Genomic DNA, 25,953 nt, shown 5'->3' with positions numbered 1-25,953 from the left:
AAGTTGATTAAACGCTCTGCTTATGGTTTTAGACATTTTGAAAATTACCGAATTAGATGCTTGCTTAATTGGCATCTTAATTGTTGATTTAGCATACTAAGTACTGAAGAGCCGAATATTTTTTCTTAAAGCTTGTCACACAGTACCCTAATTTTCACTTATTAGTAATTCATCTAAATCAATTACTAACAATGAACCAAGAGTTTTTAGAAATCAGAAACACCTTGCCAGAATGTCCAAGATGCGGGAAAAGCTCACTAGCTCAACTTAGCCGCAATAAGTATCAGTGCTTGTGGTGCGGATTTAATCGAGATCTTTCTGAACCTGAATGGACAGGTGTTATTCTTATTGGCGGACTCATTGGATTTTTTGCCCTTGTTTTCTTTAGCCAAGGATGAAGATTAGCTCATCCCACGTCCTTTAGACGTGGGATTTCCTGTTATTTGTTGTTGGTTATTGGTTATTTATCTCCTGGACAAACAACAAAGTGGCGGACGACTTGTAAGCAACAGTAAGCTTCTTCCAGAATCGCTTCTCAAAACTCTTGATGCAAATGCCCATCCCGCAGTTGCACGACGGGTTGATTAGACATTTGCACTAGCTGTTCATCATGAGTGGTAACAATCACTGTTGCACCCATTGCGTTCAGCTTTTTGAGAATCCGCAACACCTGCCGAGAATTATCGGGATCGAGGTTGCCAGTTGGTTCATCCGCTAGCAACACTGGAGGAGTGCCAATGATGGCACGCGCAAGGCTTACCCGTTGTTGTTCTCCTCCAGAGAGTTCTTCAGGAAAACAGTCAGCTTTATGTTGCAAACCTACTAACTTCAGCGTTGGCAGCAGACGACGCTGAATTTCCTTGCGGGTGAAGCCTTGTGCCCACAGGACAAAGGCAATATTTTCTGAGACAGTACGACGGGGAATGAGTTTGTAGTCTTGAAAAACAATACCAATGCGGCGACGGAGTAATGATAAGCGATCGCCCCTCAACTTCCCCACATTAAACTGCTCAAGAATCACATCTCCCTGTGTTGGACGTTCCGCACCATAAAGCAGCTTCAACAACGTTGACTTCCCAGCACCAGAAGGGCCGGTGACAAACAAAAAGTCTCCTCGATTCACTTCCAGATTGACATCAAGTAATCCCCGACTGCCATTGGGATAGGTTTTTGTCACCCCTTGTAACTTGATTATCACAGGCATTTGAGTGGTTCCCGCGTTGGAAGCCACTTGCTGCTGAGTTTTAGGATTACCAGGAGGAGCAAATGCTGTGGTCATAGACAAGCAATCAACAATGATTGGTGAGTATAAGCGAATTCAAGACTTTTCTCTTTTCATTGGGCAGGTGCCCAACGAAACTCTAAATTTACTTCAAACCAAGCGCTGGCCGATCGCTTTTAGAGCAAACTGTGGCAAAGCCATCATCCGCCGCCAACGCCAGGGTTCCTGATAAAGTCGGTAAAGCCATTCCAGATTATTTTCCCGTAACCACACTGGCGCACGGGTTTTAAGCCCTGCCCAGATATCAAAGCTCCCACCAACGCCAATCCAGGTGGCTTGAGGGCACAAGTGGCGGTGTTTAGCAATCCAAAACTCCTGACGAGGGACTCCCAATCCTACCAAAATTAGCCGGGGTTGCTTAGCTTCCAGGGTTTTCTTTAATTCTTGTTCCGCTTCCGGTGAGAGGTAGCCGTCTTCAACTCCTGCGATCGCTAATTCTGGAAGTTGTTGTTGCCAAACCTTAGCCGCATTCTGTGCAACACTAGGTGCCCCTCCATAGAAAAAAACCGGGCAAGACTCTCCCAATTGCCCAGCCTGTCGGATTAAAGATTCAGCAAGTTCAATTCCTGGACAACGCCGTTGCCGTTGCCCTTGGAGACGTAAGTAAAAGATGACTCCAGCACCATCCGGAATCACCAGTTCGGCATCACGAATAATGCTAGCGAGAGCCTCATTTTGCTCTGCTTGGATCGCCATTTCTGCATTCAGTGTCACGACATGGCTACCCAGCTTTTGATGCAGACGAGTTCCAAGCCAGTAGTCATAGTCATCTAATAGGTGAACCGGTAGCCCCAGGATCGGGAATTTTTCAGGTGCCTCAAGCATAGCCCAGTGTTCGCATAGCCTCACATCACACTAACACTATGAAGGCTAGCCGATCCGGACATTTAAATCTAGCGGCTTGTTAATATTACTCACCAAAAAAAATTAGAGACGTGAGCGATCGCAATCACTGGCTTCTAATCAGCTACTGTACAAAACACAGCTAGCCCGTTCAACCCATTGCCTACAGGGGTTCACTGAACAAGAAGAATAAAGGAGTGGCTGTGTTCAGGAGAATCCTGAAGGATAGGGGAAGTTTGCTTTCTCAAGACTTCGTGGTGCAAACCCTCCTCACGTCTCTACTATCTCTACTGGAACACTACTTGCTCTAAAAAAACACTTAAAGAGTGTGTAGTTAATCCTGGTTTAATTCAGATAACTCGTTTAACAGAGCCATCAGCGTACAACTCCAGTGGTACTAGCTGAACTTTCCCTTTAACGTTGACTTTGCTGTAAACGATACGTTCCAAGGGAGAATTGTTTTGGTTATAACGACGAGACATTGTACTCACCCCGTATAATTCAAAGGTTTAAAAAACTTTTCAATCAGGCAGCTATTTAACTTCCTTAACTGCCTACTTCTGTGATACAAGAAATATTGTGAAGAAACAGTAAAGCTGACACGATTTACTATAAAGCTTTCAATAATACTTCCTGAAAGTTCAAGAGGTGCTTGACATTAGCACCGTTTCCTTATTCAGTTCTGTTAGCCAACCACTTAACAACCTCGGTTAGGTCTGCACTGTGCTGACGATAAATCATCAACTGGTCTTCTTGAGCAGCCAATGCATTTTTGGGTTGTGCATCTATAGATTTAAGAGCGGCTTCATACTCTAGCTTTAGGTAGTTCTTAATCTCTGTTTGATTAGCTTCAGGAGAAAGGTTTATTTTGACAACCAGTGTACCATCGGATTTATTTTCAATCCCTTGAATGGATAGCTCAGGTCTATCATTCTCAATTTTTAACTTTTGGAATGAAATGAAGAAGGCTTTCCAATCAATACCATGGCGGAAAGCCAGCTCTATCGTTTCTAATACTTTTTCAAATAACTGGGCACACTCTCCTGGTGCAAAGTTGCCAGTCAAGGGACGACGTGCCTGTTGATGAGCTTGCAGATAAACATAGTCGCACGTTATGTCTTGGAAGGTTGTAGCAATATTTAGCTGCCAGTCTTCTAAGCAAGCTCCTGTAAATATTGCCTTATTGAAATTAACATTCCAGACTTGGGTTCTTTCTAAACCTGCCTCACTCAAGTCTGCTTCACTGAAATCTGCCAGACTGAGGTCTGCATCACTCAGATTTGCCCTACGCAAGTTTGCCTCAATGAGGTTCGCCATTGCAAGGTTTGCCCCACTGAGGTTTGCGTCTGTGAGATTGGCTAAGGGAAGATATGCCCTAGTCAGATTGGCTCGACTAAGATTGGCTTCCCTTAAGTCTGCCCGATAGAAAACCGTGCCACTAAGGTTTGCTCGATAAAACACGGCTTGTCTAAGGTCTACACCACTGAGGTCTGCCTCTCTGAGGTCTACGCTAGTAAAGTCTGCCTCGCTCAGGTTTGGTCTAATGTCTGGATTGTTTTCTCGCCAATTGTTCCAAATAGGGATGCCTTGCCTAAGCACAGCAAGATGTTGCTCATTTACCATCTCACGCTTGTCCGCTAGCTCATCATGGATTAGTAATGAATACTAGCGATCGCTTAGTAAAACAGGAAAACTAAGACAGCAAGAGTGTCGGCAAATAGCCAATTCAAAGATTAGGAGCGATCACAGGTTTTCGTGGCATCACTTATTTGATGTGTATTGCCTCCCGTCTCAACCTGACCAGGAGGCAGAGCAACAAGAGTCTAGGCTTCGCCTGTGGTGTTCTTATCGCGGCGTCCGAGCAGGGTGCGAGTAGCGGCAATAACTTCAGGCGCTGCGAGTGCTAAGGACGCAAACGAGCAAAGCGTCGCAACTTGGCAGTACTCACAAAACGCTTTGTTCTCACTCCACTCCTCACGAGCTAGCTCAACATTTGTCACCACGTCGATTAGGATCTTGATGCCCATTGCAATCGGTAGGAGAGGGTTGCGCTGTGCGCGCTCCAGACCACCAGCCGCCGCCAACCAAGCCGTGATGGCATAAGTAAACACCATTATTGGTCCATCGGGTGAGTTGAATTTGTTGTAAGCGTAGTTAGAAGCGTCAACGCGGTCTGCATCGAAAATCTTCTGTCCCGGAGGATCGGGCAGGTGACTAACAATTCCAGTTTGGTAGAGTGTGACGAGTTGTCCCATGGAACCGCCGAGCATAGACAAGCCGATGATTGCTCGCCGACGGCTCATGTGGGGGTTCTTTCCTTGGCGCAGTTCTTGACTTAGTTGTGTTGGCTCCATAAAGCGCAATCCTCCATAACGTAAGAGTTGATGGTTACATCAGCTATGCACAGGGCATTCCACCAACGATGGAAGAATACGCAATATGCATCCATTCGGCGAAGACAACGCCGGACGTTGAGAGCAGATAGATTCACTACATTTTTACGGAGCCAATTTGATGCGTACCACTCACGCAGGAGGTACTTCTCAAGCCTTATATTTGAGGCTTTCGTATTTAAAAACACAGGCTAACTTAACATTTTGTTATTTCTCTTTCTAGATAGGCGATTTAGACAAAATAGCAGGATTAGATTGCAAGAGAGACTCGATGTGCGAAGCTCACAACGAACACTGAAAAGCCCTCTTTCCCACTCCCTGTGTTTAATCTAGGGCTTATTTCTGTGCGGTGAAGAGGGTATCAATGCCATTATTTTGCTATAGGAGAACTAAGCATGGTGACAACACTAGACGACACAAAGCGGCTTGCGATCGGCGAAAGATTAGCTGACCTGAAAGCATTTCAAGAATTAATTATCTCTGACGAGCAAAAACTAATAGATGCCTGTCCTGATGAAGATGTTCGCAAGCGTCTCCAAAATATGCTTGAGGATGACCAGAAAAACCTGGGCATTATCGAGACGGTCATCGTTCAATATGGCATTCAATCTGAACCTAGTGCTGCGACCAAAATATTTATTCCGCAGTTTGAGCAGATGATGTCAGGTGATGAGTTTACGTTCTACCAGAAACTCATGCACCATGAACTGATGAAGCATGGTCAAGCCATGAGTGGAATCATGATTCACAAAGCCGCTCAGGTGGTAGGGGCTGATATTGAAGTAGCAATTGGGCCTTTGAATACCGTTAACTTCGAGGGACGCGCTCACCAAGAACAGCTCAAGGGGATGCTTGAACAGGTGGGTGTCCGCGAAATGACAGGCAAAGATGCTGATCAGGGACTTTGGGGACGGGTGCAAGATGCGATCGCTGCATTCTCAGGTGTAGTTGGTAGCGTAACCACCCAAAACACCGATAAGCAAGATATGAACATCCAGACCCTCATCCGGCTGGATCACAACAAGACGAATACTATCTTCACCGAAATTGGAGCGACGAAAGATCCTCAAAAGCTCCAAGAGTATTTCGGACAACTCTACAAAGATTTATTAGTACACGCTCAAGCTGAAGAAGAAGTCGTCTATCCAAGAGTTCGCCCATTCTACGGCGATGACAACACTCAAGAGCTATACGATGAGCAAGCGCAAATGAAGCAGATGCTCGATCAAATTAAGGCGATGGACCCCGCTAATGCTGATGAATTCAGATCAAAAGTTAAAGATCTGATGGATATGGTTGGCGATCACATTCGTCAAGAGGAATTCACAATGTTCACTGCAATTGACAACAATTGCAGCGATGAGCAAAAAGAGCAAATGGCGACTGAATTCAAAGCTGCCAAGAGCAAAATTCAGCAAGAAATGACAGCCTAATTACGATAAGCTGCCGAGAGCCTTTCGCGTCGCCTTTTTAACTAATTGGTTTTCGGGGAAAGGTAAAAGGGAACAACCTTTTACCTTTCCCTTTTAGCCTTTTTCCTATAAGTGCATATTGCTTTCTTATAGTAGTAGCTACGAATGTTAGGACATTAAAGGGAGCTAAGGAACTTAGAGTGAGCCGATTTAACCCAAAGCTGACTGCTGAAAGCTATAAATGTTGTCAAGATTCTAGGCGTTGGTAGGCATAGGGCAAGCAACTTTTGTCCCCCCTAACCCACAATACCCATTTGGGTTTTTGGCTAAGTACTGCTGATGGTAGTCTTCAGCAAAATAAAACTCTGGCGCTTCAAGAATCTCCGTTGTGATTGTCCCGTAACCAACATCACTCAAAGCTTGCTGATAAGTGTCTCGTGAGGCTTGAGCTATCTGCTTTTGACTATCGGAATAGACGTAAACGCCTGAACGATATTGTGTACCCATGTCATTACCCTGACGCATCCCTTGCGTCGGATCATGGCTTTCCCAGAAAACTTTCAAGAGTGCTTCGTAACTAATAACGCTTGGGTCAAACACCACACGCACCACTTCATTGTGACCCGTTTTACCGGAACAGACCTCATTATAAGTGGGATTTTTGGTTATTCCAGCCGCATACCCTACGGCTGTCGTAAATACTCCCTCAAGCTTCCAGAATAGCCGTTCAGCTCCCCAAAAACAGCCCAGTCCGAACATCGCCATCTCTAGCCCAGCAGGATAGGGAGGTTTGAGCGGATTTCCGTTTACATAGTGACGAGCGGGCACTGGCATGGGTTCTGCGCGTCCCGGCAATGCTTCCTCAGGAGAGGGTAGGGTTAGTTTCTTGCCAAATCCAAATAGCACCATTACTTCTGACCCTATATTTTTAATGAACGTCTTTGTCTTTACCTTACTTAATATCTTAGCTTTGGTCTAAAAACTTTACCGGGCAACAGCAATACAGGTGAGTAGTGAGGCATCTGTTTTAATCGCTTGGGCATTGATATGAGTTGGACTGGCGCGATAACCTTGCGCTTGCAAGGCTTGAATTAAATGCGATCGCTTTGGAATATCCATCCGACCTCGATGTCCAATTTCCGAGAGAGTGTAGAAATAAGGTGGTAAATCTGCCTCAGATTTCATAGTTTGAAGCAACTGTACTCGCTTGAGCCAGTTCCACTCCTTTGCTAGTAGTTCCATACGCCTGAGATAGAGTTGTTCATGCAATACTCCTAACCACATTGGACCACTTAAAGTTAGGGGATGAGAGTCATGAGGGCAAACAACCCGTCCTAGCTTGCGCCAAGACACAGTTTGATAGTCACCGCAATGGTGACAGTAGCCTAAGAACCCGTAATTTTCTGCCGTCAATGCTTGAGTTCCCACCAAACGCAGCATTACCCGATAGGTTTGACCGACTTGCAGTGAAAAAATTGGCTCAACGCCTAGTCCCTTTGCCGCCGCTTGTTGTTGCACACTCCCAATCAACAGGCGCAATCCTTGCTCATGAGCAGCAGGATGGTTTCGTGCATAAGCACCATAGGTACTCAAACTGCTCTGGGGGGCGTGACCTGTTGCGGTGCGCCCATCCGTGCTAGTGAGGTAAAGTAAGCCACCGATTTTCGTTGCCCAGAGGCTGGTGTTCAGATACGGTGCTGGAGAACCGAAGCAATCGACATCGACAAAATCGTAGTAGTCTTTGTGGTTGTAGCACTCAAAAAATACTCGGTTTGCATCAAGATGAGTCACCTGACAGCAACCTGATGCGATCGCTTCTTCTAAATTTTGGTGCAATACGGTACTAAGTTCTGGGTTCCCCTCATTCGCCCAAACCCAATCGGCGCGACTCTCTAACCAATAGCGCAAAGAGCGCACACCACAACCACTCATTGCATCCAACACTCTCAAGTAACCCGTATCACAGGGGTAAATTGCAGCGGATAAAACGCCTAAATCTCTCGCCACTTGGCTAAGGGGACGATAGAAGGCATTGCCAACCCTGAACCTCGCTCTTACTTCGCTTTGCATGTAATGATGTTTAACTGGAGTTTAAACTACCAACAAATTGAGTGAGTACGCCTTATGCAGTGGCTAAGTGAGCGATCGCTCTTAGCAATTCCCGTCGCAGGCAGTGAGAATCAGGGTAATCTTTCCGAAGTAATCATCGTTCTCATCATCTTGTTGTTAGTCGCTACAGGGGTTGCTCTGATCTCGCGACGATTACGAATTCCCTACATTACAGGTTTAGTACTAGCAGGTCTAGCGATCACTGAGCTGTTGCCGAATCGTATTGCTCTAAACTCTGCTTTAATTTTCAATCTCTTTTTGCCCATCCTACTGTTTGAATCGGCAATCAACACAGACATTAGTCGTCTACGGAGTACGATTAAACCGATTGCCATCCTTGCAGGACCAGGGGTTTTACTTTGTACTGGTATCACTTCAGTTTTGCTCAAACTAGAACTGGGTTTAGCTTGGGTGCCGGCATTGCTAGTCGCTGTAATTCTGTCGATTACGGATACAGCCTTGGTGATTGCTGTTTTTAAAGAAGTATCTGTGCCTCACCGACTGGTTACCTTGGTTGAGGGTGAAAGCTTACTTAATGATGATGTTGCTCTGGTTTTATTTAGCCTAATTTTGACCGTATATTCTACAGGTTCCTTATCGCCTCTAGATGCAGTACAGGAATTTTTATTTGTCATCATTGGAGGAGTATTAGTTGGATTAGCCTTGGGCTACCTGAGTGTTGGTTTATTCAGCCAAACAGATGACCCCTTAAGTGTGATTCTACTTACCGTTGCTGTTGCCTTGGGAGCCTTCCAAACGGGTGAGTTTTTTCATGTATCCGGTGTGGTTGCCGTTGTTGTAGCAGGATTGATTGTCGGCAACCTTGGCGTTTCCCAAAGCACCTCTGCTTCGACTCAAGTAACCTTGTTTAGCTTCTGGGAATTTGCGGGATTTGGAGTCAATACATTTATCTTTTTACTGATTGGTTTAGAGATTAATCTCATCACCCTCTGGCAAACTTTACCCGCTGTTCTCTTAGCACTGATTGCCTATCAAGTGGGGCGTGCATTGACCGTTTATCCACTCTTATCCTTAGTTCGGTTTATTGACAAACCGATTCCTATGCGCTGGCGACACGTCCTGTTTTTAGGGAACATTAAAGGCTCACTCTCGACAGCGCTAGTTTTGAGCTTACCAACATCGTTACCGCAACGAGAAAAGTTGATTGCGATCGTGCTTGGTATTGTCCTGTTATCTCTAGTAGGACAAGGGTTAAGTCTGCCCTGGTTTTTGCGACGTTTAAAGCTATCTCATCACTCAGAATCTCGTCAGCAGATTGAGGAGTTACAAGCCCAACTGATGACAGCGAAAGCGGCTCAGGATGAATTAGAAAATCTTCTAAAATCAGGAGTTTTACCTAAAGCCATCTATGAAGAGATGCGTGCAGCTTATCAGGTAAAAGTCGCCGCGTCTGAGAGAACGTTGCGGGATATCCATAACCAACGTCCAGAGCGATCGCCTTTGAATGTTAGCGATCGCACTAAACTAGATGCAATCCGTCGGCAATTACTCTTGGCAGAAAAAGGGGCACTCAATGACGCGCTGCGCCGACGTATCCTCTCAGAGGAAGTGGTAAAAGAGCGAATTAAAACCCTTAATGAGCAACTTCTGAAGCTGGAGGATGATTAGAACGTAGATCCAAATAATCAACCACCTGATGCAAGAGTTCAGATTTAGTCACGACTAGAATGGTTGACCCTGCCTCCAGCATCGTATTGCCATTGGGAATCACTAGGTCGGCAGAGGGATGGGGTTGATAGCCAATAATCAAAGAACCCACTGGAAAACGGGAATCCTTAGCAATGAGGCCAAGGCTACAACCAGCAACATGGGAATCTGCGGGAATTGCCAACTTGAAGACTTCGACCTGTCCCTGCTCGAAGTGCATCATCGACTCGACTTGGGGATATTCAATTGCCGTCACCATTGTATTCACAGGTAGGTCAATGGTGCTGATTACATGATGCGCTCCAGCAAGACGATAGGGTTCGGCAAAATCGCGGTTACGCATCCGTGTGACAATCTGGGGTACGCCATAGTGCTTGGCAAGGGTAATCATTGCTAGGTTTAGCGCATCATCCCGGAGAGCAGCAACAAGTGCATCTGCCTTACGAATTCCGGCTTCCTGCAGCAATTGGATATTTACTGCAGTGCCTTCAAACACCATCACCCCTACCTGTTCGCGTGCATATCGGCAGGCAGCAGGGTCAATTTCAATAACGGCGATTGTATGCCCCAAGTCCATTAGTTCTTTAGCCAAGTTCAGCCCGACTAGTCCTGCGCCGCCAATCAATATATACATCGCTCGTCCCCCGCTCTTGTAATTGCTGTTGCAAGCTTTTCTATTGTGACTGAAAGCGGCTAGTTGCCAGTTCTACGCTTGACTACATCCGAAAGCGGAATACAGAAAATACAGAAAAACATCAGCCCCCTAAACCGAAGTATCAGTCTAGGAGGCTAATTGTCAAAGTAACTCGCTGAGTGTGAATGTTGGTCTATCTTTAGAAGCTAACGAAGGTATAACCGATGCCTACCATAAGCCCGAAGTCGGTTGTATCTTCAAGAAAACCAATATTGAGGCTAGCATTGGCGACAAATTGGGGTGATAAGGGGAAATCAACACCACCAGTGACCAAGAAACCTAGGTTGTCATCCTCATCCGTAGAAAGAGCGAGTCCACCGCCTACAAACGGTGCAAACCGCACGGGTTCAAACGGGTCAGTTGACTGAATCCTAAAGTCGTAAGTCAGCGGGAAGAGGAAAACGGTATCGTCTCCGATAATAGCCGCTGGGCGGAAGGAGAGGGTTCGAGTCAGACCAATCTTGCCATTGATCACAAAGCTACCCCGACCTAGAGCCGTATCACCGTCAATGCCAATATTGCCACCAATCCCGACATAGCTAGCACCACCACGGGTAGGACGACCGGGATCAATCTCAGTTTGAGCCACTGTGGTATCGGCTTCGCTAGCTGCTGCATCAGAAGACGCTTCTGGCACAGGTGCAAACTCTGGTTGTGCTGACAGAAGATCCGCAGAGGTTTCTACGGTTCCTGGTGTCGGTGCTTCGATTGCACGATCCGCCGAACTAGCAGAACCTTGCTCGTCGTTTAGCGCTACATCTAGTGGTTGTTCCTGGGAATCAGCTTGATTCTGTTTAATGGCAGCATCATTGGCTGGTTGCAAATGATGCTGTTGAGTTGTACCTTCTGGAATTTCTGTAACAGAAGGATTACTTGCAAGTTGTGGCTTGACAGTCGAGGTGGCTGTCTCGGTAGACTCAACATCCTCAGTCAGTGCAGCCGTTGCTTCTAAGCTTTCCTGAGATGAAGTTGAGTCTATGGGAAGTGAGTTAATGGGCGAAATAGCGATCGCAGCAGACTCAACCTCCTCAATCAATGTGGTATCGGCTTCCAATGACTGTGAACCATTGATCACCGTTTCCGCATTAGCGGAGATCGCACTGCTAAGAACCGTCAAAGCAACAAAGCCAAGAAGGAAGGAAACTTGTCTAAAAAAATTCATCTTTACGGTCACCCCTCAGAAATCACATTAAAAATCGAAAAAGCCAAATCTATCAGCTCATTTTCTCGGATTTTCGAGCTTAAGCAACTAAAATCCTGAGGTTAATTTAAAAGATTCTAAGGAATTATTGCTACCTTTGCAGGAAGATTTTAGATTTTAAAAGCCTCTCCCAATTGGAGGATTTTTGTATACACCGCAAGATAAAGTTTGAAACCTTACCCGACTCTCAATGCGATCACATAACCACAAGGCTTACTCTTGTAGACTGAGACTGAGCTTTTTGTCTGTCCTAGAAACACTGGGACAGGCAAGATACCCATCCCAGCGATATGTCAAGTAACCCTCACTTCATTAAGTGATTCATCGCGGCGACAACCTGTGCAGAAACAAAGGGGAAAAGGGCTTGGTTTTTGCTGTGAGCTTTGCCTTCCGTAAACACGACTAAAAGATAGGGTGGTACGTGTGGTAGCTCAATATAGGCGGCATCATGGCGAACCTGACTCGTCCAACCTGCCTTTGACCACAACTGCGCCTCTTGGGGCAACCCAGCACCGAAGAAACCTGTAACCTGATTTTCCTCACCCTGTGCCAAGTTAGCAGGTTCTAAACTTCGTTTCATTAACGCCATCATCGCTTGCGATCGCGTTGATGACACCGCCACACCGCCAACAATGCTGTGTAACAACCGTGCGGTAGCATTTGTCGTCAGCATATTACGGTTCTCCATCAACTCTCCCAAAAACACCCGTTCCCGACCATAAGGGCCATCCCCCCAGGTTTTTTGATTAATGTTGATAGTTTCCAACTCTTGCCAACCCAAGGATTGAAAGTAACGATTGACAATATTGCGCTGAAACTTCCAGGTTTCAAAGGGTCCAGATGATAATTCTGGGCCACTGGTCGTGCCACTTAAAATATCGACAACCAAACCTGTGGCATCATTACTAGAATCGACAATCATATCCCGTATGGCTCTGTCCAACTCAGTGGAGGGGGGAGTCATCGACGTTTCCAGCCACTCCTCGATCGCAACGAGGTAGAACAGTTTCACAACACTGGCAGGGTAAATCCGCTCTACACCGCGATAGCTAAAGCCCCGGACTTGATGCTTCCAAAATTCTTCTGCCGAAAGTGCGCCACCAGTATTCACGGGGACAGGTGGATCGTAGACTATCCAGGTGAGAGCAATTTGATTGCGAGCAAGTCCAGGAAATTCCGCCCAGGTGGCTTCCAGGATTTCTAATCCTAGCTTTTCTAATTGTTCGTCTTTCCGAAAAAAAGTCATTTTTAGCTATCGGCTTTAAAGAATGCCGTCCTATCCAAAAACCCAAATCCCAAGTCAACAATTCAACGAGTACCGCTGCAAAGCGCCTCTGAATCTCTATGATTCTCCCACTTCTAGGAGTCTGGCAACTCAAGCCGCTGCAGGGCGTTATTTGAGGGTATTGTCACAAACTGATGAGAACGTCCTTGAGGTTCGCCTGTGTGAGGATGACTATCCAGGTTGGTTGCCACTAGAAGATTTTGACTATCTAGAACCTGTTGATACACCCTATCAGGCGATCGCACTTTCACGACTCGAAATTCAAAATCGTCTGCCTCAAGTTATTGCCTTCACCCTAGAGGCGATGAAACAACCCAACTATTATCTCTGGGGAGGTACTGTTGGACCCAACTATGATTGTTCCGGACTAATGCAAGCGGCGTTTAGAGCATCGGGGATTTGGTTACCCAGAGACTCCTACCAGCAGGAAGCATTTACTCATGCGATCGCTATTGAGGAACTTTTACCCGGAGATCTAATCTTTTTTGGAACTCATGAGAAAGTAAATCATGTCGCACTTTATGTAGGAGACGGACGTTATATCCATAGTTCTGGCAAAGATAATGGTCGAAATGGAATTGCGATTGACCCCCTATCGGAACAGGGAGATGCAATTACTCAAGCGTATTATCGGCAGTTGTACTCTTGCGGACGAGTGGTAGAAAGTTATCAGCCATCAAACTTTCCGATGGATAAATAACTGCATGAAAAAAGTTCAGAATACAGAAGTTCAGAATGCCCGCACCCCGGACAGAGGCTGGGTGTTTCTACAAGGAGTTCAGGAGAACTCCTGCAACTCCTGAACTTCAATCCAAAATCTAGAAATTTTTCTTTGTGGGTGTGAGGTAAATATGTTAATTTCTCAAAGGTTATTAAGCGAGGATACTGCTGCCCCTGCGAGTATCCCTGATGTGTCTGTTGTGGTGCCAGTCTATAACGAGGTAGAGAGTTTGCCTCACTTGATAGACGCGATCGCAACCACAATGCTTGCCCAAGAGTTGAGTTACGAAATTATCTGTGTAGATGATGGCTCAACAGACGGTTCGGTACAACTGCTCAAGGAACTAGCAGAAACTCGCAGCGACATCCGTGCTGTCTTACTGCGTCGTAACTATGGTCAAACCGCCGCCATGGCAGCAGGATTTAAACATGCACATGGTCGTGCGATCGTCTCTTTGGATAGTGACTTGCAAAATGATCCAGCCGACATTCCCCTATTATTAGCCAAGCTGGAAGAAGGTTACGACCTCGTGAGTGGTTGGCGCTTGCATCGCCAGGATGCGGCATTAACCCGATTGCTTCCTTCAAAAATTGCCAACTGGATTATCGGACGAGTTACGGGTGTCAAAATTCATGACTACGGCTGTTCTCTCAAAGCTTATCGTTCAGAACTCTTAGCAGATATGAACCTCTACGGGGAGTTACACCGCTTCCTTCCGGCATTGGCGTTTATTGAGGGGGCAAGGATTACTGAGTTACCAGTGCGTCACCATGCACGTCGCTTTGGGCGCAGCAAATATGGATTAGCAAGGACATTTCGGGTGTTGATGGACTTATTAACCATCTGGTTTATGAAGAAGTTCCTAACCCGTCCGATGCACGTTTTTGGTTTATTTGGCTTGCTCTCAATGCTTCTAGGGCTATTGTTGGGAAGTTATCTCACCTTTGTCAAACTGGCACTAGGAGAGTCGATTGGTAATCGTCCCTTATTGATTTTGACTGTCGTGCTGTTGCTAGCAGGTGTCCAGTTGTTCAGCTTTGGGTTGCTGGCAGAATTAATGATGCGAACCTATCACGAATCTCAAGGAAGACCAATCTATCGGGTGAGGCAAGTCATTGAGCCTGGTGTTAAGAATGGTAAAGAGAGAGGAAACTTGCCTTGAGTGTGGCAAGAATGCAGCGATAGAGTGAAAGTTTTTCGTTCGCTAGAGCCGCAACAACGCAAGAACCTATTGGCTTTGTTTGCGGCGGGTCTATTATTCTGGGCTAGTTTAGGTTCTTTATTGCCAACCCTACCGCTCTATGTGGAAGATGTGGGCGGTACAACGCAACAGGTTGGCGTTGTTATGGGGGCTTTTGCGGTAGGACTGCTACTGTGTCGTGCGCGGCTAGGAAAGCTTGCAGACCAACGCAGTCGTAAACTAGTAGTTCTGATTGGCATGGGAGTGGTTGCGATCGCTCCCTTGGGTTATCTTTTTGTCAACTCAATTCCCTTACTTCTGCTAATTCGGGCGTTCCACGGCATTAGTATTGCGGCTTATACCACTGGTAACAGTGCTTTGATTGTCGATTTATCACCAGCCGAGAAGCGAGGTGAGTTGATTGGCTACATGAGTTTAACGAATCCGATTGGGATTGCGATTGGGCCTGCAATGGGTGGCTTTCTTCAAGAACAATCTGGCTATATACCGTTGTTTCTGCTTGCCTCTGGACTGGGACTCTTAGGGTTCTTTTTTGCATCTCAGGTGAAAGAACCTCGTGTTACTCGTAACTTAAACAGCGATTCAGACAAAGTCTCAGTTCAGCCAGAGAACGATAAATTTTGGCTGTTGCTGGCTAAACCCGCTTTCCGGATTCCGTCATTGGTTTTGCTGCTAACAGGATTGGTCTTTGGGTCAGTAGCGACGTTTGTGGCACTGTATATCAGAGAATCGCAGGTGGATTTGAATGCTGGCTGGTTTTACACGGCTGCGGCGATGTCGAGTTTTGGGATTCGCTTGGTTACGGGTCGTGCATCTGACCGTTATGGTCGAGGGCTGTTTATCACTGGGAGTCTGGTCTGCTATGGCTTAGGGATGTTGTTACTTTCCCAAGCCCAGAGTGCTGTTTACTTTTTGTTGGCAGGTCTTTTAGAGGGGGCTGGCGGTGGAACGTTGATTCCGATGATGATTGCTTTACTTTCCGATCGCTCTTACGCTCATGAACGCGGACGAATTTTTTCTGTGTGTATTGGTGGTTTTGATGTCGGAATTGCGATCGCAGGGCCAGTTCTCGGTACGTTTGCACAACAGTTGGGCTACCAAGGCATCTTTTCACTCTCTACGGGTATTGCTTTACTCGCTCTTGTCATCTTCGTTACCCAGAATAGCAAAGATTTAGCGCATTCCCTGCGGTTTACTACAGGTCGTGGACGGGATGTCTATGCGTTAGTGGATAAAGTTTAGGAAACCACCTGGGATGAGGAAGTACAAATAATAAACCCAGACCAATATTGGTCTGGGTTTTAGTAAGTCATAAGCTAGTCAACAGTTTTCGAGATTGCTGGCTAGCGGTTTACAGATAAAGTTTTAACTTAACGCTACGACTCAGGCTTAATCCTGATTACTTACTAAGTTAGCCAGAAGCTGTGAATAATTTGTGAATGTCAGACTCCTGGATGAGATTGATAAATCTTTTACCGAAATGCCCTAGTGTAGATGGCTTTGGATAATGTCATCAATCCTGGCTTCCAATTCTAACGGATAGTTCAGGTAATCTTGCGTTACTTGAAAGCGAACATAGCGTTCATCCACATCGAAGGCTTCAGCTAAGAATCCACCAAAGCCACGCGCCCGTTTATCTATTTCTAAGAAAACTTCCAACTGATTGGACTGAAGTGCGAAAACGACTTCCAACTCATCCAAACGTCCCCGGTAATTGCCAAAAGGTCGAAACTCAAACTCTTGAACAAAGGGGTAGTGACTCCCGAAATGCGGGTTGTATTCACAATCAACTTTATTGAGTTGAAAGCCAAGGTTCTCGATCGCATTTAAGACTTGCTGCATCAAAGGATGAGGACGCACCTGGATGTAATCCGTGTCTTTTGGGTCAATCGCAGTAGAAATATCCAACCCAGTCCGCAGATAAACAGGTTGCTCTCGCATCGTCAGAGGTGTTTCATCGGGAAGAGGGAAAGAAAAGGGGATAACCTTGGCTTCTCTTGGCTGTAGGTTGAAGCGTTCCGAGAGGCGATATTTGACCAATATGCACTCCTCAGTCACTGTGCGATCGTCAACTTCCCGTTTGTATGTCGTAGCAATGTACAGGTAGATATCGTCAATCTCTTGCTCAACATCCCCACCTGCAATATGGACTTCACCATTGAGCATCTCACCGGGAACGAGTACATCATCGAACAGACGAGCATCTACGGTTGCTGCACCGATTCCAACCTTGGCTAAAAGCTTCTTGAACCTTGACATGGGTTTGTCCTCACTCGGCGATACCATCTTAGTTCAACAGGAAAAAGACTGTGTGCGATCGCAAATTGCAGCAATCACTCACTAGTTACAAAAGGGGCAAGAGGTTTTGTGAGTAATTAGGACAGGTGAAAAACTTTCTCCCCCGCTGTACTAGCCACTCTTCTACATATTCTTAAAGATAAAAAATAACCGCTGAGTTTATCTCAACGGTAAGTCGTTAAACCAAGCTGTCACGCACAGCAATTATTCAGCTTAATTAGTCTTATACAGCAGCAGGCTCAGTCGGTTGGGACTCCCAAACATCGTTAGTTTCAGTGTTAGCTTGCTGCTCGCCAGAAGCTTCAATTGCCGCAGCAGGCTGCTGGGCTAGATTGAGCTTAACTACACGATTTTTAGCCGCTTCTACCTTAGGCAGTGTCAGCGTCAAAATGCCATTCTTGAAGTCAGCTTTGACTTGATCATTTTGAACGGCAACAGATAGAGGAATCACACGCTGAAACTTACCGTAGCGGAACTCAGAGCGGAAGAAGCCTTTTTCTTCAGCTTTCTTCTCATAGCGATGCTCACCAGTGATTGCAACTGCTTCACGAGTTACCCGAACATCCAAATCCTTGCCTTCAACGCCAGGAATTTCTGCCCGTAAGATTACGCTATCTTCCGCATCTTGAACTTCGATTGCAGGCTGCCAAGTTCTAAACGTGTCGTGATTAACTCCAATCATTTCATCAAACATTTGATCCATTTGACGGCGTAAGGTTTCCATTTCTTGGAACGGTTGCCAACGAATCAGTACCATAGCTGAATTTCCTCTCTTGCTCTTGTGCATCAACCTTCACTTCACACTCTTCTATAATGCCGAGTCTAAAGCCTAGAGTCAGTGAGGGAAACCGCATCTGTTTTGTAGGATTAACCAAACTTATTGAGTGATGTCCTGTTTACTTGAAGCAAAACCTACCTGTCAAGAAAAGAGCATTGAAGGGATAAGGTTTCTACTTTCTCCTAATACCCAGTTCAATCTAATTAAAAGTATGAGTATGCTTTCCCCATCACCCCAACTCCTCACCTCCCCATCACCCACCCCCTCATCACCCAACCCCTCCTGTTCATTAAAGAGTTTGAAGTTCTGTAACCTCATGTCTCAGGGGATGAAAGCGCTGCGGTAAACTAGCCCTTGATCCTGAGTCTCGCTTATTGAGTGGAGAACTCTCGTTTGGAGCCGTTATTAAATGTCTCATAGCGTCAAAATTTACGATACCTGCATTGGTTGCACCCAGTGCGTTCGGGCTTGCCCCACAGACGTCCTGGAGATGGTTCCCTGGGATGGCTGTAAAGCAGGTCAAATTGCTTCATCACCTCGCACAGAAGACTGTGTAGGTTGCAAGCGGTGCGAAACGGCTTGTCCTACTGACTTTCTGAGCATTCGGGTATACCTCAGTAATGCTGAAACTACCCGCAGTATGGGTTTAGCATACTAACCATTCCGTCAAGACTTCTCAGTCTTTGCGGTTATGGTGCTGCTATAGCAAGCGTCGATAAGATGCGTTTAGATTTTGATTTCATTGAGGAAGCCCCTGTGCCTCCTCTTTTTTTTGTCTTAGTGTCATTCCTCTGGTGAAGGGGATTGGGGATTGGGTTGACAATCGAAAAAATAGGAAAAAGTTTTTGCTCTATAAAGATTTGCTCTAGTCGTAGACACTGCAACCTTTTCGTCTCTGGAGGAGTCTCTACTCCTTCCCTCTTGCCTTGACGTGTTATCAAGAGCCAAGTAGGTTGTAAAACATGGTGCGAAGCGAGGAGTGATGTTGTAAATGTGTGGAATCGTTGGTTATATTGGCACCCAAGCGGCTACAGATATCTTGATGGCGGGGTTGGAGAAACTAGAGTATCGAGGTTATGACTCTGCCGGAATCGCGACGGTTTGGGAAGGAGAACTGCACCGCGTTCGAGCGAAGGGAAAACTTCACAACTTGCGTGAAAAGCTAGAGAGCCTGGAAAATCCAGCGCGACTTGGCATTGGACATACTCGCTGGGCAACTCACGGCAAGCCAGAAGAATACAACGCTCACCCGCATACAGATAGCGCAGGGCGAATTGCGGTGGTGCATAACGGGATTGTTGAGAACTACCGGGAGTTGCGTGAGGGTTTAAAACAGCAGGGGTATGAGTTCCGCTCGGATACTGATACTGAAGTGATTGCTAATTTGATCGCGGAACATCTCGCTAACGCCTCAACCTCCTCTCAAAACTCTAGCCCCCTCTTAGAAGCCGTGCGGCAGACGGTAAATCAGTTGCAGGGAGCTTTTGCGATCGCAGTGATTTCTGTGGATTACCCGGATGAATTAATTGGCGCGCGGCAACAAGCACCATTAGTTGTCGGATTTGGTCAAGGTGAATTTTTCTGCGCCTCAGATACCCCGGCAATTGTGCCTTACACTCGCGCTGTTTTGCCTCTGGAGAATGGGGAACTGGCGCGGCTGATGCCGATGGGGATTGAAGTCTATAACCTAGAAGGCGATCGCCTAAAAAAAACGCCTCGTACCCTCAACTGGAATCCTGTTCTCGTTGAAAAGCAGGGATTCCGACACTTCATGCTCAAGGAAATTTACGAGCAGCCTGGAGTCGTGCGAACCTGTCTGGAGGCTTATCTCAACAATGATTGGAGCTTGGAAACAGATGATGGTACACCGCCACAGGCATTCCAGCCACCGATTCAGCTAGGCATCCCAGCATCACTCTATGAGAACTTAGAACGAATTCAAATTCTCGCCTGTGGTACCAGTTGGCACGCTAGCTTAGTCGGTAAGTACCTGCTCGAACAGCTAGCCGGGATTCCCACAATGGTGCAGTATGCCTCAGAGTTTCGCTACGCACCATCACCACTCACTCCCAACACCCTAACAATTGGAGTTACACAGTCGGGGGAAACGGCTGATACTCTGGCTGCGTTGGAGATGGAACAAAAGCGTAGAGCAGAGTTGCTAGCTCCCTATCAGCCACGACTCCTGGGGATTACGAATCGTCTAGAGAGTTCCCTTGGGACGCTGGTACCTCATATTATTGAGACACACGCAGGGATTGAAATTGGTGTTGCGGCAACGAAAACGTTTGTTAACCAGCTAGTTGCGTTTTACTGCCTTGCTTTAGATTTGGCATGGCAACGGCAAACCTTGCCCGCATCGCGCATCAAGGAAATTTTGGTTGGCTTACGGCAGTTGCCCGCGCAGATTGAACTGATTTTAGAAAGCCAAGAGCGCTATATCGAAGAGTTAGCGCATGAGTTTGCCGAGACTAAAGACTTTATCTTTTTGGGACGTGGGATAAACTTCCCGATCGCATTGGAAGGTGCCCTTAAACTCAAGGAAATTAGCTATATTCACGCTGAAGGTTACCCTGCTGGTGAGATGAAGCACGGGCCGATCGCATTATTGGATGCTAAGGTGCCAGTAGTTGCGATCGCAATGCCGGGTAATGTCTATGAGAAAGTCCTCTCAAATGCCCAGGAAGCGAAAGCGCGTGATGCTCGTCTGATTGGGGTAACGCCGATAAATGATCCAGATGCGGCGGAGACGTTTGACAATTTGTTGCCAGTGCCAGCAGTGGAAGAGTTGCTCTCACCCATTCTGACGGTGATTCCCTTGCAGTTGTTGGCGTATCACATTGCTGCACGGCGCGGTTTGGACGTTGATCAGCCTCGCAACCTCGCTAAGTCTGTTACGGTTGAATAGTACATTTGTACTATTGTAGATATTTGTGGAGGAATAATAAAGTTGGACAATTTGGAAAACGGTTAAACAATTTAAAAAACGGTTGAACAATTTCTCCAGCCGAAATCCTATCTCTGGAAACGAGCGTGCGTACCAATAGCATCGCGATCGCTTCCAGAGATCTCTTTCATGGGCAGGATAGACGGGAATGGCAACAGACTACATTTGAGAGGTGCAGCAATTAGTACGGGTGACTCTGGCGGGACTAACTTGTGGATAGGAACGCCGTGCAGCTTGAGTTGCTACAGCTATTAGGAGTTTTTAAAAAATAAAGTCAAGCGGTAGGATGTCTTGCCCGTGAAACTTGGGTATAAGTCAGGCATTCGGAAACTCTACGGTCTTGAGGACTTCCTGACCGCAAGACAGGCTCTTAGGAATAGAAGTAGAATTTATGCTTTTCTTTCAAATGATGCAATCTCCCTGTTCCTCAAGTTCTGCACCACACCTTAACAGTTCCATCTTTACTACCACTTACTAGAAGCCGACCATCTGGACTAAAGGCAACTGAAGTAACTTTTTCTTCATGCTCATCCAAAGTGCAAATTTGCTGCTCAGTTTCTACATTCCAAATTGTTATTCCTTTATTTGAATTACTACTAGCAAGGATTGAACTATCAGGACTGAAAGTGATTGAATTAACAGGACAATGCACTTCTATACTACCAACTTTTTCTCCAGTTCCTCTATCCCAAATATTTATTTTACCATCTTCACTACTACTAGCAAATATCTTACACTTAGGGCTGAATACAACTGAATTTACGGCTTTTTTGTGGGCTTCTATTGTCATAATTTTTGAACCCTTTTCAAAGTCCCAGAGATTGATAATTCCCTTTTCATCTCCACTGACTAGAATCTTTATATCGGGACTAATAGCAATCGAGTTAACCCGATCTAAGCCTCCTGGGAAAGTATGTTGTATTTGTCTTGTAGAAATTACCCAAAGTTTTATAGTTTTGTCATGGCTACCACTAACAATAAACTTACCATCACTGGGATGAAATGCGAAGACTACAGTAGAAATCTCTCCCTGTTCATTACTAGAAAATTCCTCATCTTTATCCGTCCGTAGATTCCGCATCTTGATGACATTTGAACGCCATAAATTAACCATGCCACTTGCAATAAACTGTCCATCAGGGCTGAAAGCCACTGAACTAACACTATGCTTAGGAGTCCAAGAAGACCAAACAGTGTCAAGTTTCTCTTTATCCCGGCTCCATATCCTAACTGTTTGATCGTAATACCGAATAGCAATCTGTTTCCCGTCTGGACTGAAAGCGACTGAACAAACACCAACGGATTGACTAGAGGTATCCAGGATAGTGTGTAAACACTGCCATGATTTGCTTCGAGACTGTATGCCTGATTGTGCTATCGTCAATGGAGTCTCTCTTTTTAGTATCAGATTCCTACTAGGCTCACTATCCTTCAGCAAATTAAAAGACTTCGATGGAGTTGCAGGCATAATAGTAGTCAACTCCCAAAAATCTTTGTAATGTTTTACTAACTGCTCGTGAATTTGCTCAAAATTTATAGCCGCTACCACTTCATCTCTTATTGATTCCTTCAAAACCATACCTTCTATAAAAGGAATAGGTCTTTGTGGATCTTTGAGAATTTCATCTTCCTCCCGTCCGATATACTTCGTAGATGCCCAGCTAGTACGAAATACCAAGACAATATTTCCTAACTCACGGTAAGGAATTTCTATATATACTGCCTGTCCTGAATCAGTTGGATATCTGTACTTTGCTACCGCCTTCTTAAGTAAGTCTGGAATTTGAGCATCACAAATAAAGTCGGGAGCTACAATTGTTGTAAATTCAAGGTTTTGGCTACTGCTGACTAGAAATGACCAAGCCTTTAATTCTTCCATGTTGGCAATCCACAAGTATTTGTGTAAAGGTTTTAGATTATTCAGTTGAACTGTTTTTTTAGATTAGCCTGAAAAACTTATTCTCAGGCTATGTTCTTTGTCTTACACTGCACTAGCAGTTAATTCTTACAATCAAAGAAAACACATACTTATTAAGTAGTTAATTTCAATGATTCCAAGAGTCTTCATCTGTCAGTCTTTCTGGTAAATCCTTAATCGTAATCATAGAAGCAGGAAAAGCTTTATCAAGCCGAGCTTGAATTTCTAGAAAACTTTCAATTGCATAATTGAGAGCTGAGTGTTCATCTTGAACGGCTTTGAGAGATACCTCGCGTTGACGCTCAAGTTCTGCTATCCGCTGAGCCTCTTGTTCCCGCGTTTGCTGTGCCCCAGCTTTTGCAGCTTCGCTTATTTTCTTTAGTAATGAATCGGTAAAACGAAATTCTGGGGGCAGGTCTGCAGCTATAACTTTGCGAAATAATTCAACTCCTCCACCAAAAAGGTCTAATACGGAATCCCAAAAGCCTATTTTTGTTGAATCATCAATGCTTTGATTGTTCTGTTCAAAAAGATTTTTGTTTTCTTCTATTTTTTGAGTCAGTACAGCTTGAACTTTGTCCGGCAAAATACAGGCAAGAGGTGCTTCTATCAAAAATGGCTTGAGAGGTTTTCCCATTTTATTCATGCTTCCATCCGGTTGTAACTCAGCGAATTCTTTTCCTACTGCACTCACTGGAATCAAACGAACTGAAGAATTTCCTTCTATCCTGTTGTACACAAAATTGTAAAAGGATTCGTCTTCCAATAACTTATCACGTACCTTTTCTAGGGAAATTTCTGCCTTCTCAAGAAGATCCCATTTACTAATGACACAATGGATCGGATTCTTCAAGTCTTCATTTTTATTGACAACTGGTAGTATTTTTCCTAGATCTCTAAAAATTTCATTTCCTTCGTCTTGATTACGCATCAGATATAAAATCTTTTGACCATCAAGAAGTACTAGAATACAGGAAGCTTTCTTAATTTCCTGCTCTAACTCTTCATTTCGCCTTTGTGTCAAGTCACCACCTGCAAAATCTACATAGGTGAATCGGCAGGCTTCATAAGTTTGAAAATTTGGTTTTTGAATTTTGCAAGTGAAGTTCCACTTCTCAATATCTATTGTTCCTGGTTCCCAAGGTTGTTTGGGGTCTGCAAGATTATTGTATCTATCTACGAGTTCTTGATGAATGGTTTTGTTTCCGTCAGAAACACTACTCTCATCAGCTTCTAAGTAGAACTTGAAATTGACTCCTGGGGTGGAAAGTCGCTTGTACATACTTGCCAGAAACACTGTCTTACCAGAGCTTCTTGGTCCTACTAGAATTACTGTATATGTATTCATGTCTGTCTCTGGATAGAGGAATTTGACGATACTATCAATTAACCTAACTCATTCAATCCCGTAAAGCTATCTCCTCTGTCAGTGCTTTACCGGGTGTACCTTTCGTGATAAGTGCGATCGCACTCCTTGTTGCCGTCCTACAATTCCATCAACGACTGCACCCACTGGAAATCACTATCGTTTAACGGCGGAACAGGTTGCACAGAATAATCAATCGCCAGGTCTAGAGCCGCTTCCTGGTAAACCTGTCTCAAAACCTCAGATAAATTCACCACAGGTTCTTGGTCTGGTGGCTGCAAAGGAAACAAGAATTGGGGAATCGATTCGCGCACATTAAACGGGTAGAGTTCAGCTTCGGGACGGAGATTAGCCCGACTGACCAGAATGCGGTAGTCTGAGCGAATCGCTTCTGCCATTGGCATAAAGTTCCCCATTCTCAGCAAATCGATTTCAACCAAGTGAGTGGCACTGTTCAAAACCTTTTGTCGCTTAGTCAGATACTTGTCTCGACCTTCACCGACTCGCTTATTCTTGGGTGAAAGGACTTCTACAACCGTTACTACTCGCCCAGTCTTTACTTCCCGAATCTCCAGATAGCGTTCAGTAATTTCTTCAGTCAGGGGTACTGTCACTCGAATTGGCTTGCTTAAAACCCCAGTTGCCACAACAGAGCTTGGTTCAGCCTCAGGCGTTTGCTGGAAAACAGACGCATCTGGAATACCAACCAGTAGAGCATCCAAGTAAACTCGTTTCTCAACAGCAGCTCGATATTTGGGTACTAATGAGGGATTTAGTGATCGCGCCAGCTCAACAATTAGCCAGGAGTGAACCTCTGACCACAAAGAAGGATTTTCCATATAAGGGTTCATCCCTGGAAAACTCACTGCCATAATCACAACACAAGGAATGAGAAAACGGACGATGGAAAAAGATGCGCTCCATCCCTACTATATCTATACCTTTTTCCAAGTACAGGAAAGCAAACGTCCAGACCCCAAATTGAGGAGCAAGCGGTGAACGAGGTAGATATCCTGGGGATTGACTTAGGGACAACCAATTCAGCCATTGCCATTCCACAGTTTTGCCTCATCTTGTTTCAAGCGTTTGAGTAACCCCCACCCTGCGTTAAGGCTCTATGCTTTCCCATAAGTCCCTAGATGCTGTAGGGGCAAAGCATTTGGGCAATAACTTGAGGGCAGAAATGAGGAACTCGCTATCCAAATGCTTCGCCCTTCCCCGCGACGCATGACAGGATTCCAGGAAATATGGGTAAGGCATAGGCGGTAAGGATAGGGATTCCTCGCTGTGACCAGTTGATATCATTGTCTGGAATAAGTTTTGGCACAATCACCAACGCTTGTGCCGTTAGCTCTCGTGAGGTGTTAGCCTAGGCAATCACGCAGATTCAAGTAGGAGTCAAGGAATGCGGTGTGCAATTAGTAGTCGTGCGGGGCAAGTCCTGGCAAGAGGTAGCCTGATTCTTCACAAAGGTGATGATGGCGAATTGCGATTGGATTTGCAAACTGATGGAGGGCAATTGCTCCAGGGTGGAATTATTGACCCGGATGGGGATATGAGATCTGCCAGTGAAGTGTTATTTGACCAGTTCTTTAAAGTATGGGGTATGAGCAATTTGACCTTAACTGTAACAGTCCGATAAGTGAGAAGGAATGACGCTCAAATCCGGTTGAACACTCGATGAACGCTGAGGCATCGCTATTGTCAGATTGATGTCGCCGTGCGATTCAGCGCCATCTTGTCAAACGAAAGTATATCTTGTGGGACTAGTGTGAAGGGCTTGTGATTGGGAAAATGATATAGGGTTGAGTCTAATGTGACCTCAGGAACCTGTGTT

General features: G+C 45.5%; 23 protein-coding genes. 8 read left to right on the top strand and 15 right to left on the bottom strand.

Translation table 11 applies throughout. The features are described 5' to 3' along the window. Positions 1 to 535: 535 nt before the first annotated feature. The 5 genes from ftsE to H6F98_RS07825 form a co-directional block, all read right to left on the bottom strand. Positions 536 to 1,279, bottom strand: a complete 744-nt coding sequence (gene ftsE, locus H6F98_RS07840) for a cell division ATP-binding protein FtsE (protein WP_192218110.1) — start codon at positions 1,277 to 1,279, stop codon at positions 536 to 538. A 93-nt stretch (positions 1,280 to 1,372) separates the two neighbouring features. After that, positions 1,373 to 2,107, bottom strand: coding sequence for a WecB/TagA/CpsF family glycosyltransferase (locus tag H6F98_RS07835; RefSeq protein WP_192218109.1), 735 nt, complete (start codon positions 2,105 to 2,107; stop codon positions 1,373 to 1,375). A gap of 368 nt (positions 2,108 to 2,475) precedes the next feature. Then, positions 2,476 to 2,607, bottom strand: a complete 132-nt coding sequence (locus tag H6F98_RS33975) for a hypothetical protein (protein ID WP_277927539.1) — start codon at positions 2,605 to 2,607, stop codon at positions 2,476 to 2,478. A gap of 190 nt (positions 2,608 to 2,797) precedes the next feature. Next, the gene (locus tag H6F98_RS07830; RefSeq protein WP_192218108.1) at positions 2,798 to 3,748 is read right to left on the bottom strand and encodes a pentapeptide repeat-containing protein; all 951 of its coding nucleotides are present in this window, start codon (positions 3,746 to 3,748) and stop codon (positions 2,798 to 2,800) included. A 200-nt stretch (positions 3,749 to 3,948) separates the two neighbouring features. After that, positions 3,949 to 4,479 carry a vitamin K epoxide reductase family protein gene (locus tag H6F98_RS07825; RefSeq protein ID WP_192218107.1) on the bottom strand — a complete coding sequence of 177 codons (531 nt, stop codon included), beginning with the start codon at positions 4,477 to 4,479 and terminating at the stop codon, positions 3,949 to 3,951. 434 nt (positions 4,480 to 4,913) lie between these two features. Here H6F98_RS07825 and H6F98_RS07820 point away from each other — a divergent pair, with 434 nt between their 5' ends. Continuing rightward, complete coding sequence (locus H6F98_RS07820) at positions 4,914 to 5,951, top strand: hemerythrin domain-containing protein (RefSeq protein ID WP_192218106.1); 1,038 nt, start codon at positions 4,914 to 4,916, stop codon at positions 5,949 to 5,951. A 234-nt stretch (positions 5,952 to 6,185) separates the two neighbouring features. Here H6F98_RS07820 and msrA read toward each other — a convergent pair whose 3' ends face one another. Together msrA and H6F98_RS07810 are read right to left on the bottom strand one after the other, a co-directional pair. Beyond that, positions 6,186 to 6,839, bottom strand: coding sequence for a peptide-methionine (S)-S-oxide reductase MsrA (msrA, locus tag H6F98_RS07815; RefSeq protein ID WP_192218105.1), 654 nt, complete (start codon positions 6,837 to 6,839; stop codon positions 6,186 to 6,188). Positions 6,840 to 6,914: 75 nt separating this feature from the next. After that, entirely contained in the window at positions 6,915 to 8,000 is a 1,086-nt protein-coding gene (locus H6F98_RS07810) for a tRNA (guanine-N1)-methyltransferase (protein ID WP_192218104.1), read from the bottom strand. A gap of 54 nt (positions 8,001 to 8,054) precedes the next feature. Here H6F98_RS07810 and H6F98_RS07805 point away from each other — a divergent pair, with 54 nt between their 5' ends. Continuing rightward, complete coding sequence (locus tag H6F98_RS07805; protein WP_192218103.1) at positions 8,055 to 9,668, top strand: Na+/H+ antiporter; 1,614 nt, start codon at positions 8,055 to 8,057, stop codon at positions 9,666 to 9,668. Here the strand turns inward: H6F98_RS07805 and H6F98_RS07800 are convergent. From H6F98_RS07800 to H6F98_RS07790, 3 genes are all read right to left on the bottom strand, one after another. Next, positions 9,634 to 10,341 carry a TrkA family potassium uptake protein gene (locus tag H6F98_RS07800; protein ID WP_192218102.1) on the bottom strand — a complete coding sequence of 236 codons (708 nt, stop codon included), beginning with the start codon at positions 10,339 to 10,341 and terminating at the stop codon, positions 9,634 to 9,636. The genes H6F98_RS07805 and H6F98_RS07800 overlap by 35 nt on opposite strands. 199 nt (positions 10,342 to 10,540) lie before the next feature. After that, positions 10,541 to 11,563, bottom strand: a complete 1,023-nt coding sequence (locus H6F98_RS07795; RefSeq protein ID WP_192218101.1) for an outer membrane protein — start codon at positions 11,561 to 11,563, stop codon at positions 10,541 to 10,543. 343 nt (positions 11,564 to 11,906) lie between these two features. After that, on the bottom strand, positions 11,907 to 12,848 hold the full coding sequence (locus tag H6F98_RS07790; protein ID WP_192218100.1) for a serine hydrolase: 942 nt from the start codon (positions 12,846 to 12,848) through the stop codon (positions 11,907 to 11,909). A 22-nt stretch (positions 12,849 to 12,870) separates the two neighbouring features. Between H6F98_RS07790 and H6F98_RS07785 the strand changes: the two genes are divergently transcribed. The 3 genes from H6F98_RS07785 (at position 12,871) to H6F98_RS07775 (ending at position 16,051) form a co-directional block, all read left to right on the top strand. Continuing rightward, complete coding sequence (locus H6F98_RS07785; RefSeq protein WP_192218099.1) at positions 12,871 to 13,587, top strand: C40 family peptidase; 717 nt, start codon at positions 12,871 to 12,873, stop codon at positions 13,585 to 13,587. Positions 13,588 to 13,738: 151 nt separating this feature from the next. Beyond that, positions 13,739 to 14,770 (top strand): glycosyltransferase family 2 protein, encoded by a 1,032-nt coding sequence (locus H6F98_RS07780; protein WP_192218098.1) that lies wholly within the window; start codon positions 13,739 to 13,741, stop codon positions 14,768 to 14,770. Positions 14,771 to 14,794: 24 nt separating this feature from the next. Further along, positions 14,795 to 16,051 carry an MFS transporter gene (locus H6F98_RS07775; RefSeq protein WP_192218097.1) on the top strand — a complete coding sequence of 419 codons (1,257 nt, stop codon included), beginning with the start codon at positions 14,795 to 14,797 and terminating at the stop codon, positions 16,049 to 16,051. 243 nt (positions 16,052 to 16,294) lie between these two features. On the opposite strand, the gene H6F98_RS07770 is transcribed toward H6F98_RS07775, so the two are convergent. Both H6F98_RS07770 and H6F98_RS07765 read right to left on the bottom strand, forming a co-directional pair. Further along, on the bottom strand, positions 16,295 to 17,068 hold the full coding sequence (locus H6F98_RS07770; protein WP_192218096.1) for a sporulation protein: 774 nt from the start codon (positions 17,066 to 17,068) through the stop codon (positions 16,295 to 16,297). Between the two features lie 262 nt (positions 17,069 to 17,330). Then, complete coding sequence (locus H6F98_RS07765; RefSeq protein WP_192218095.1) at positions 17,331 to 17,864, bottom strand: Hsp20/alpha crystallin family protein; 534 nt, start codon at positions 17,862 to 17,864, stop codon at positions 17,331 to 17,333. 430 nt (positions 17,865 to 18,294) lie between these two features. On the opposite strand from H6F98_RS07765, the gene psaC reads away from it, so the two are divergent. Continuing rightward, positions 18,295 to 18,543, top strand: coding sequence for a photosystem I iron-sulfur center protein PsaC (psaC, locus tag H6F98_RS07760; RefSeq protein ID WP_190432475.1), 249 nt, complete (start codon positions 18,295 to 18,297; stop codon positions 18,541 to 18,543). Between the two features lie 333 nt (positions 18,544 to 18,876). Next, the gene (glmS, locus tag H6F98_RS07755; protein WP_192218094.1) at positions 18,877 to 20,793 is read left to right on the top strand and encodes a glutamine--fructose-6-phosphate transaminase (isomerizing); all 1,917 of its coding nucleotides are present in this window, start codon (positions 18,877 to 18,879) and stop codon (positions 20,791 to 20,793) included. Between the two features lie 466 nt (positions 20,794 to 21,259). On the opposite strand, the gene H6F98_RS07750 is transcribed toward glmS, so the two are convergent. The 3 genes from H6F98_RS07750 to H6F98_RS07740 form a co-directional block, all read right to left on the bottom strand. Beyond that, positions 21,260 to 22,711: a WD40 repeat domain-containing protein gene (locus H6F98_RS07750; protein WP_192218093.1), complete on the bottom strand. Its 1,452-nt coding sequence runs from the start codon at positions 22,709 to 22,711 to the stop codon at positions 21,260 to 21,262. 166 nt (positions 22,712 to 22,877) lie between these two features. After that, the gene (locus H6F98_RS07745; protein ID WP_192218092.1) at positions 22,878 to 24,098 is read right to left on the bottom strand and encodes a GTPase domain-containing protein; all 1,221 of its coding nucleotides are present in this window, start codon (positions 24,096 to 24,098) and stop codon (positions 22,878 to 22,880) included. A 137-nt stretch (positions 24,099 to 24,235) separates the two neighbouring features. Then, positions 24,236 to 24,988 (bottom strand): DUF4058 family protein, encoded by a 753-nt coding sequence (locus H6F98_RS07740; RefSeq protein WP_192218091.1) that lies wholly within the window; start codon positions 24,986 to 24,988, stop codon positions 24,236 to 24,238. Positions 24,989 to 25,521: 533 nt separating this feature from the next. On the opposite strand from H6F98_RS07740, the gene H6F98_RS07735 reads away from it, so the two are divergent. After that, the gene (locus H6F98_RS07735; protein ID WP_192218090.1) at positions 25,522 to 25,758 is read left to right on the top strand and encodes a hypothetical protein; all 237 of its coding nucleotides are present in this window, start codon (positions 25,522 to 25,524) and stop codon (positions 25,756 to 25,758) included. The last annotated feature ends 195 nt before the right edge of the window (positions 25,759 to 25,953 follow it).

The organism is Microcoleus sp. FACHB-SPT15 (assembly GCF_014849525.1).
Taxonomy (GTDB): domain Bacteria; phylum Cyanobacteriota; class Cyanobacteriia; order Cyanobacteriales; family Coleofasciculaceae; genus Symplocastrum; species Symplocastrum torsivum.
The sequence above is the reverse complement of the archived record's forward strand: the minus strand, read 5'-3'. Positions and strand labels throughout refer to the sequence as shown.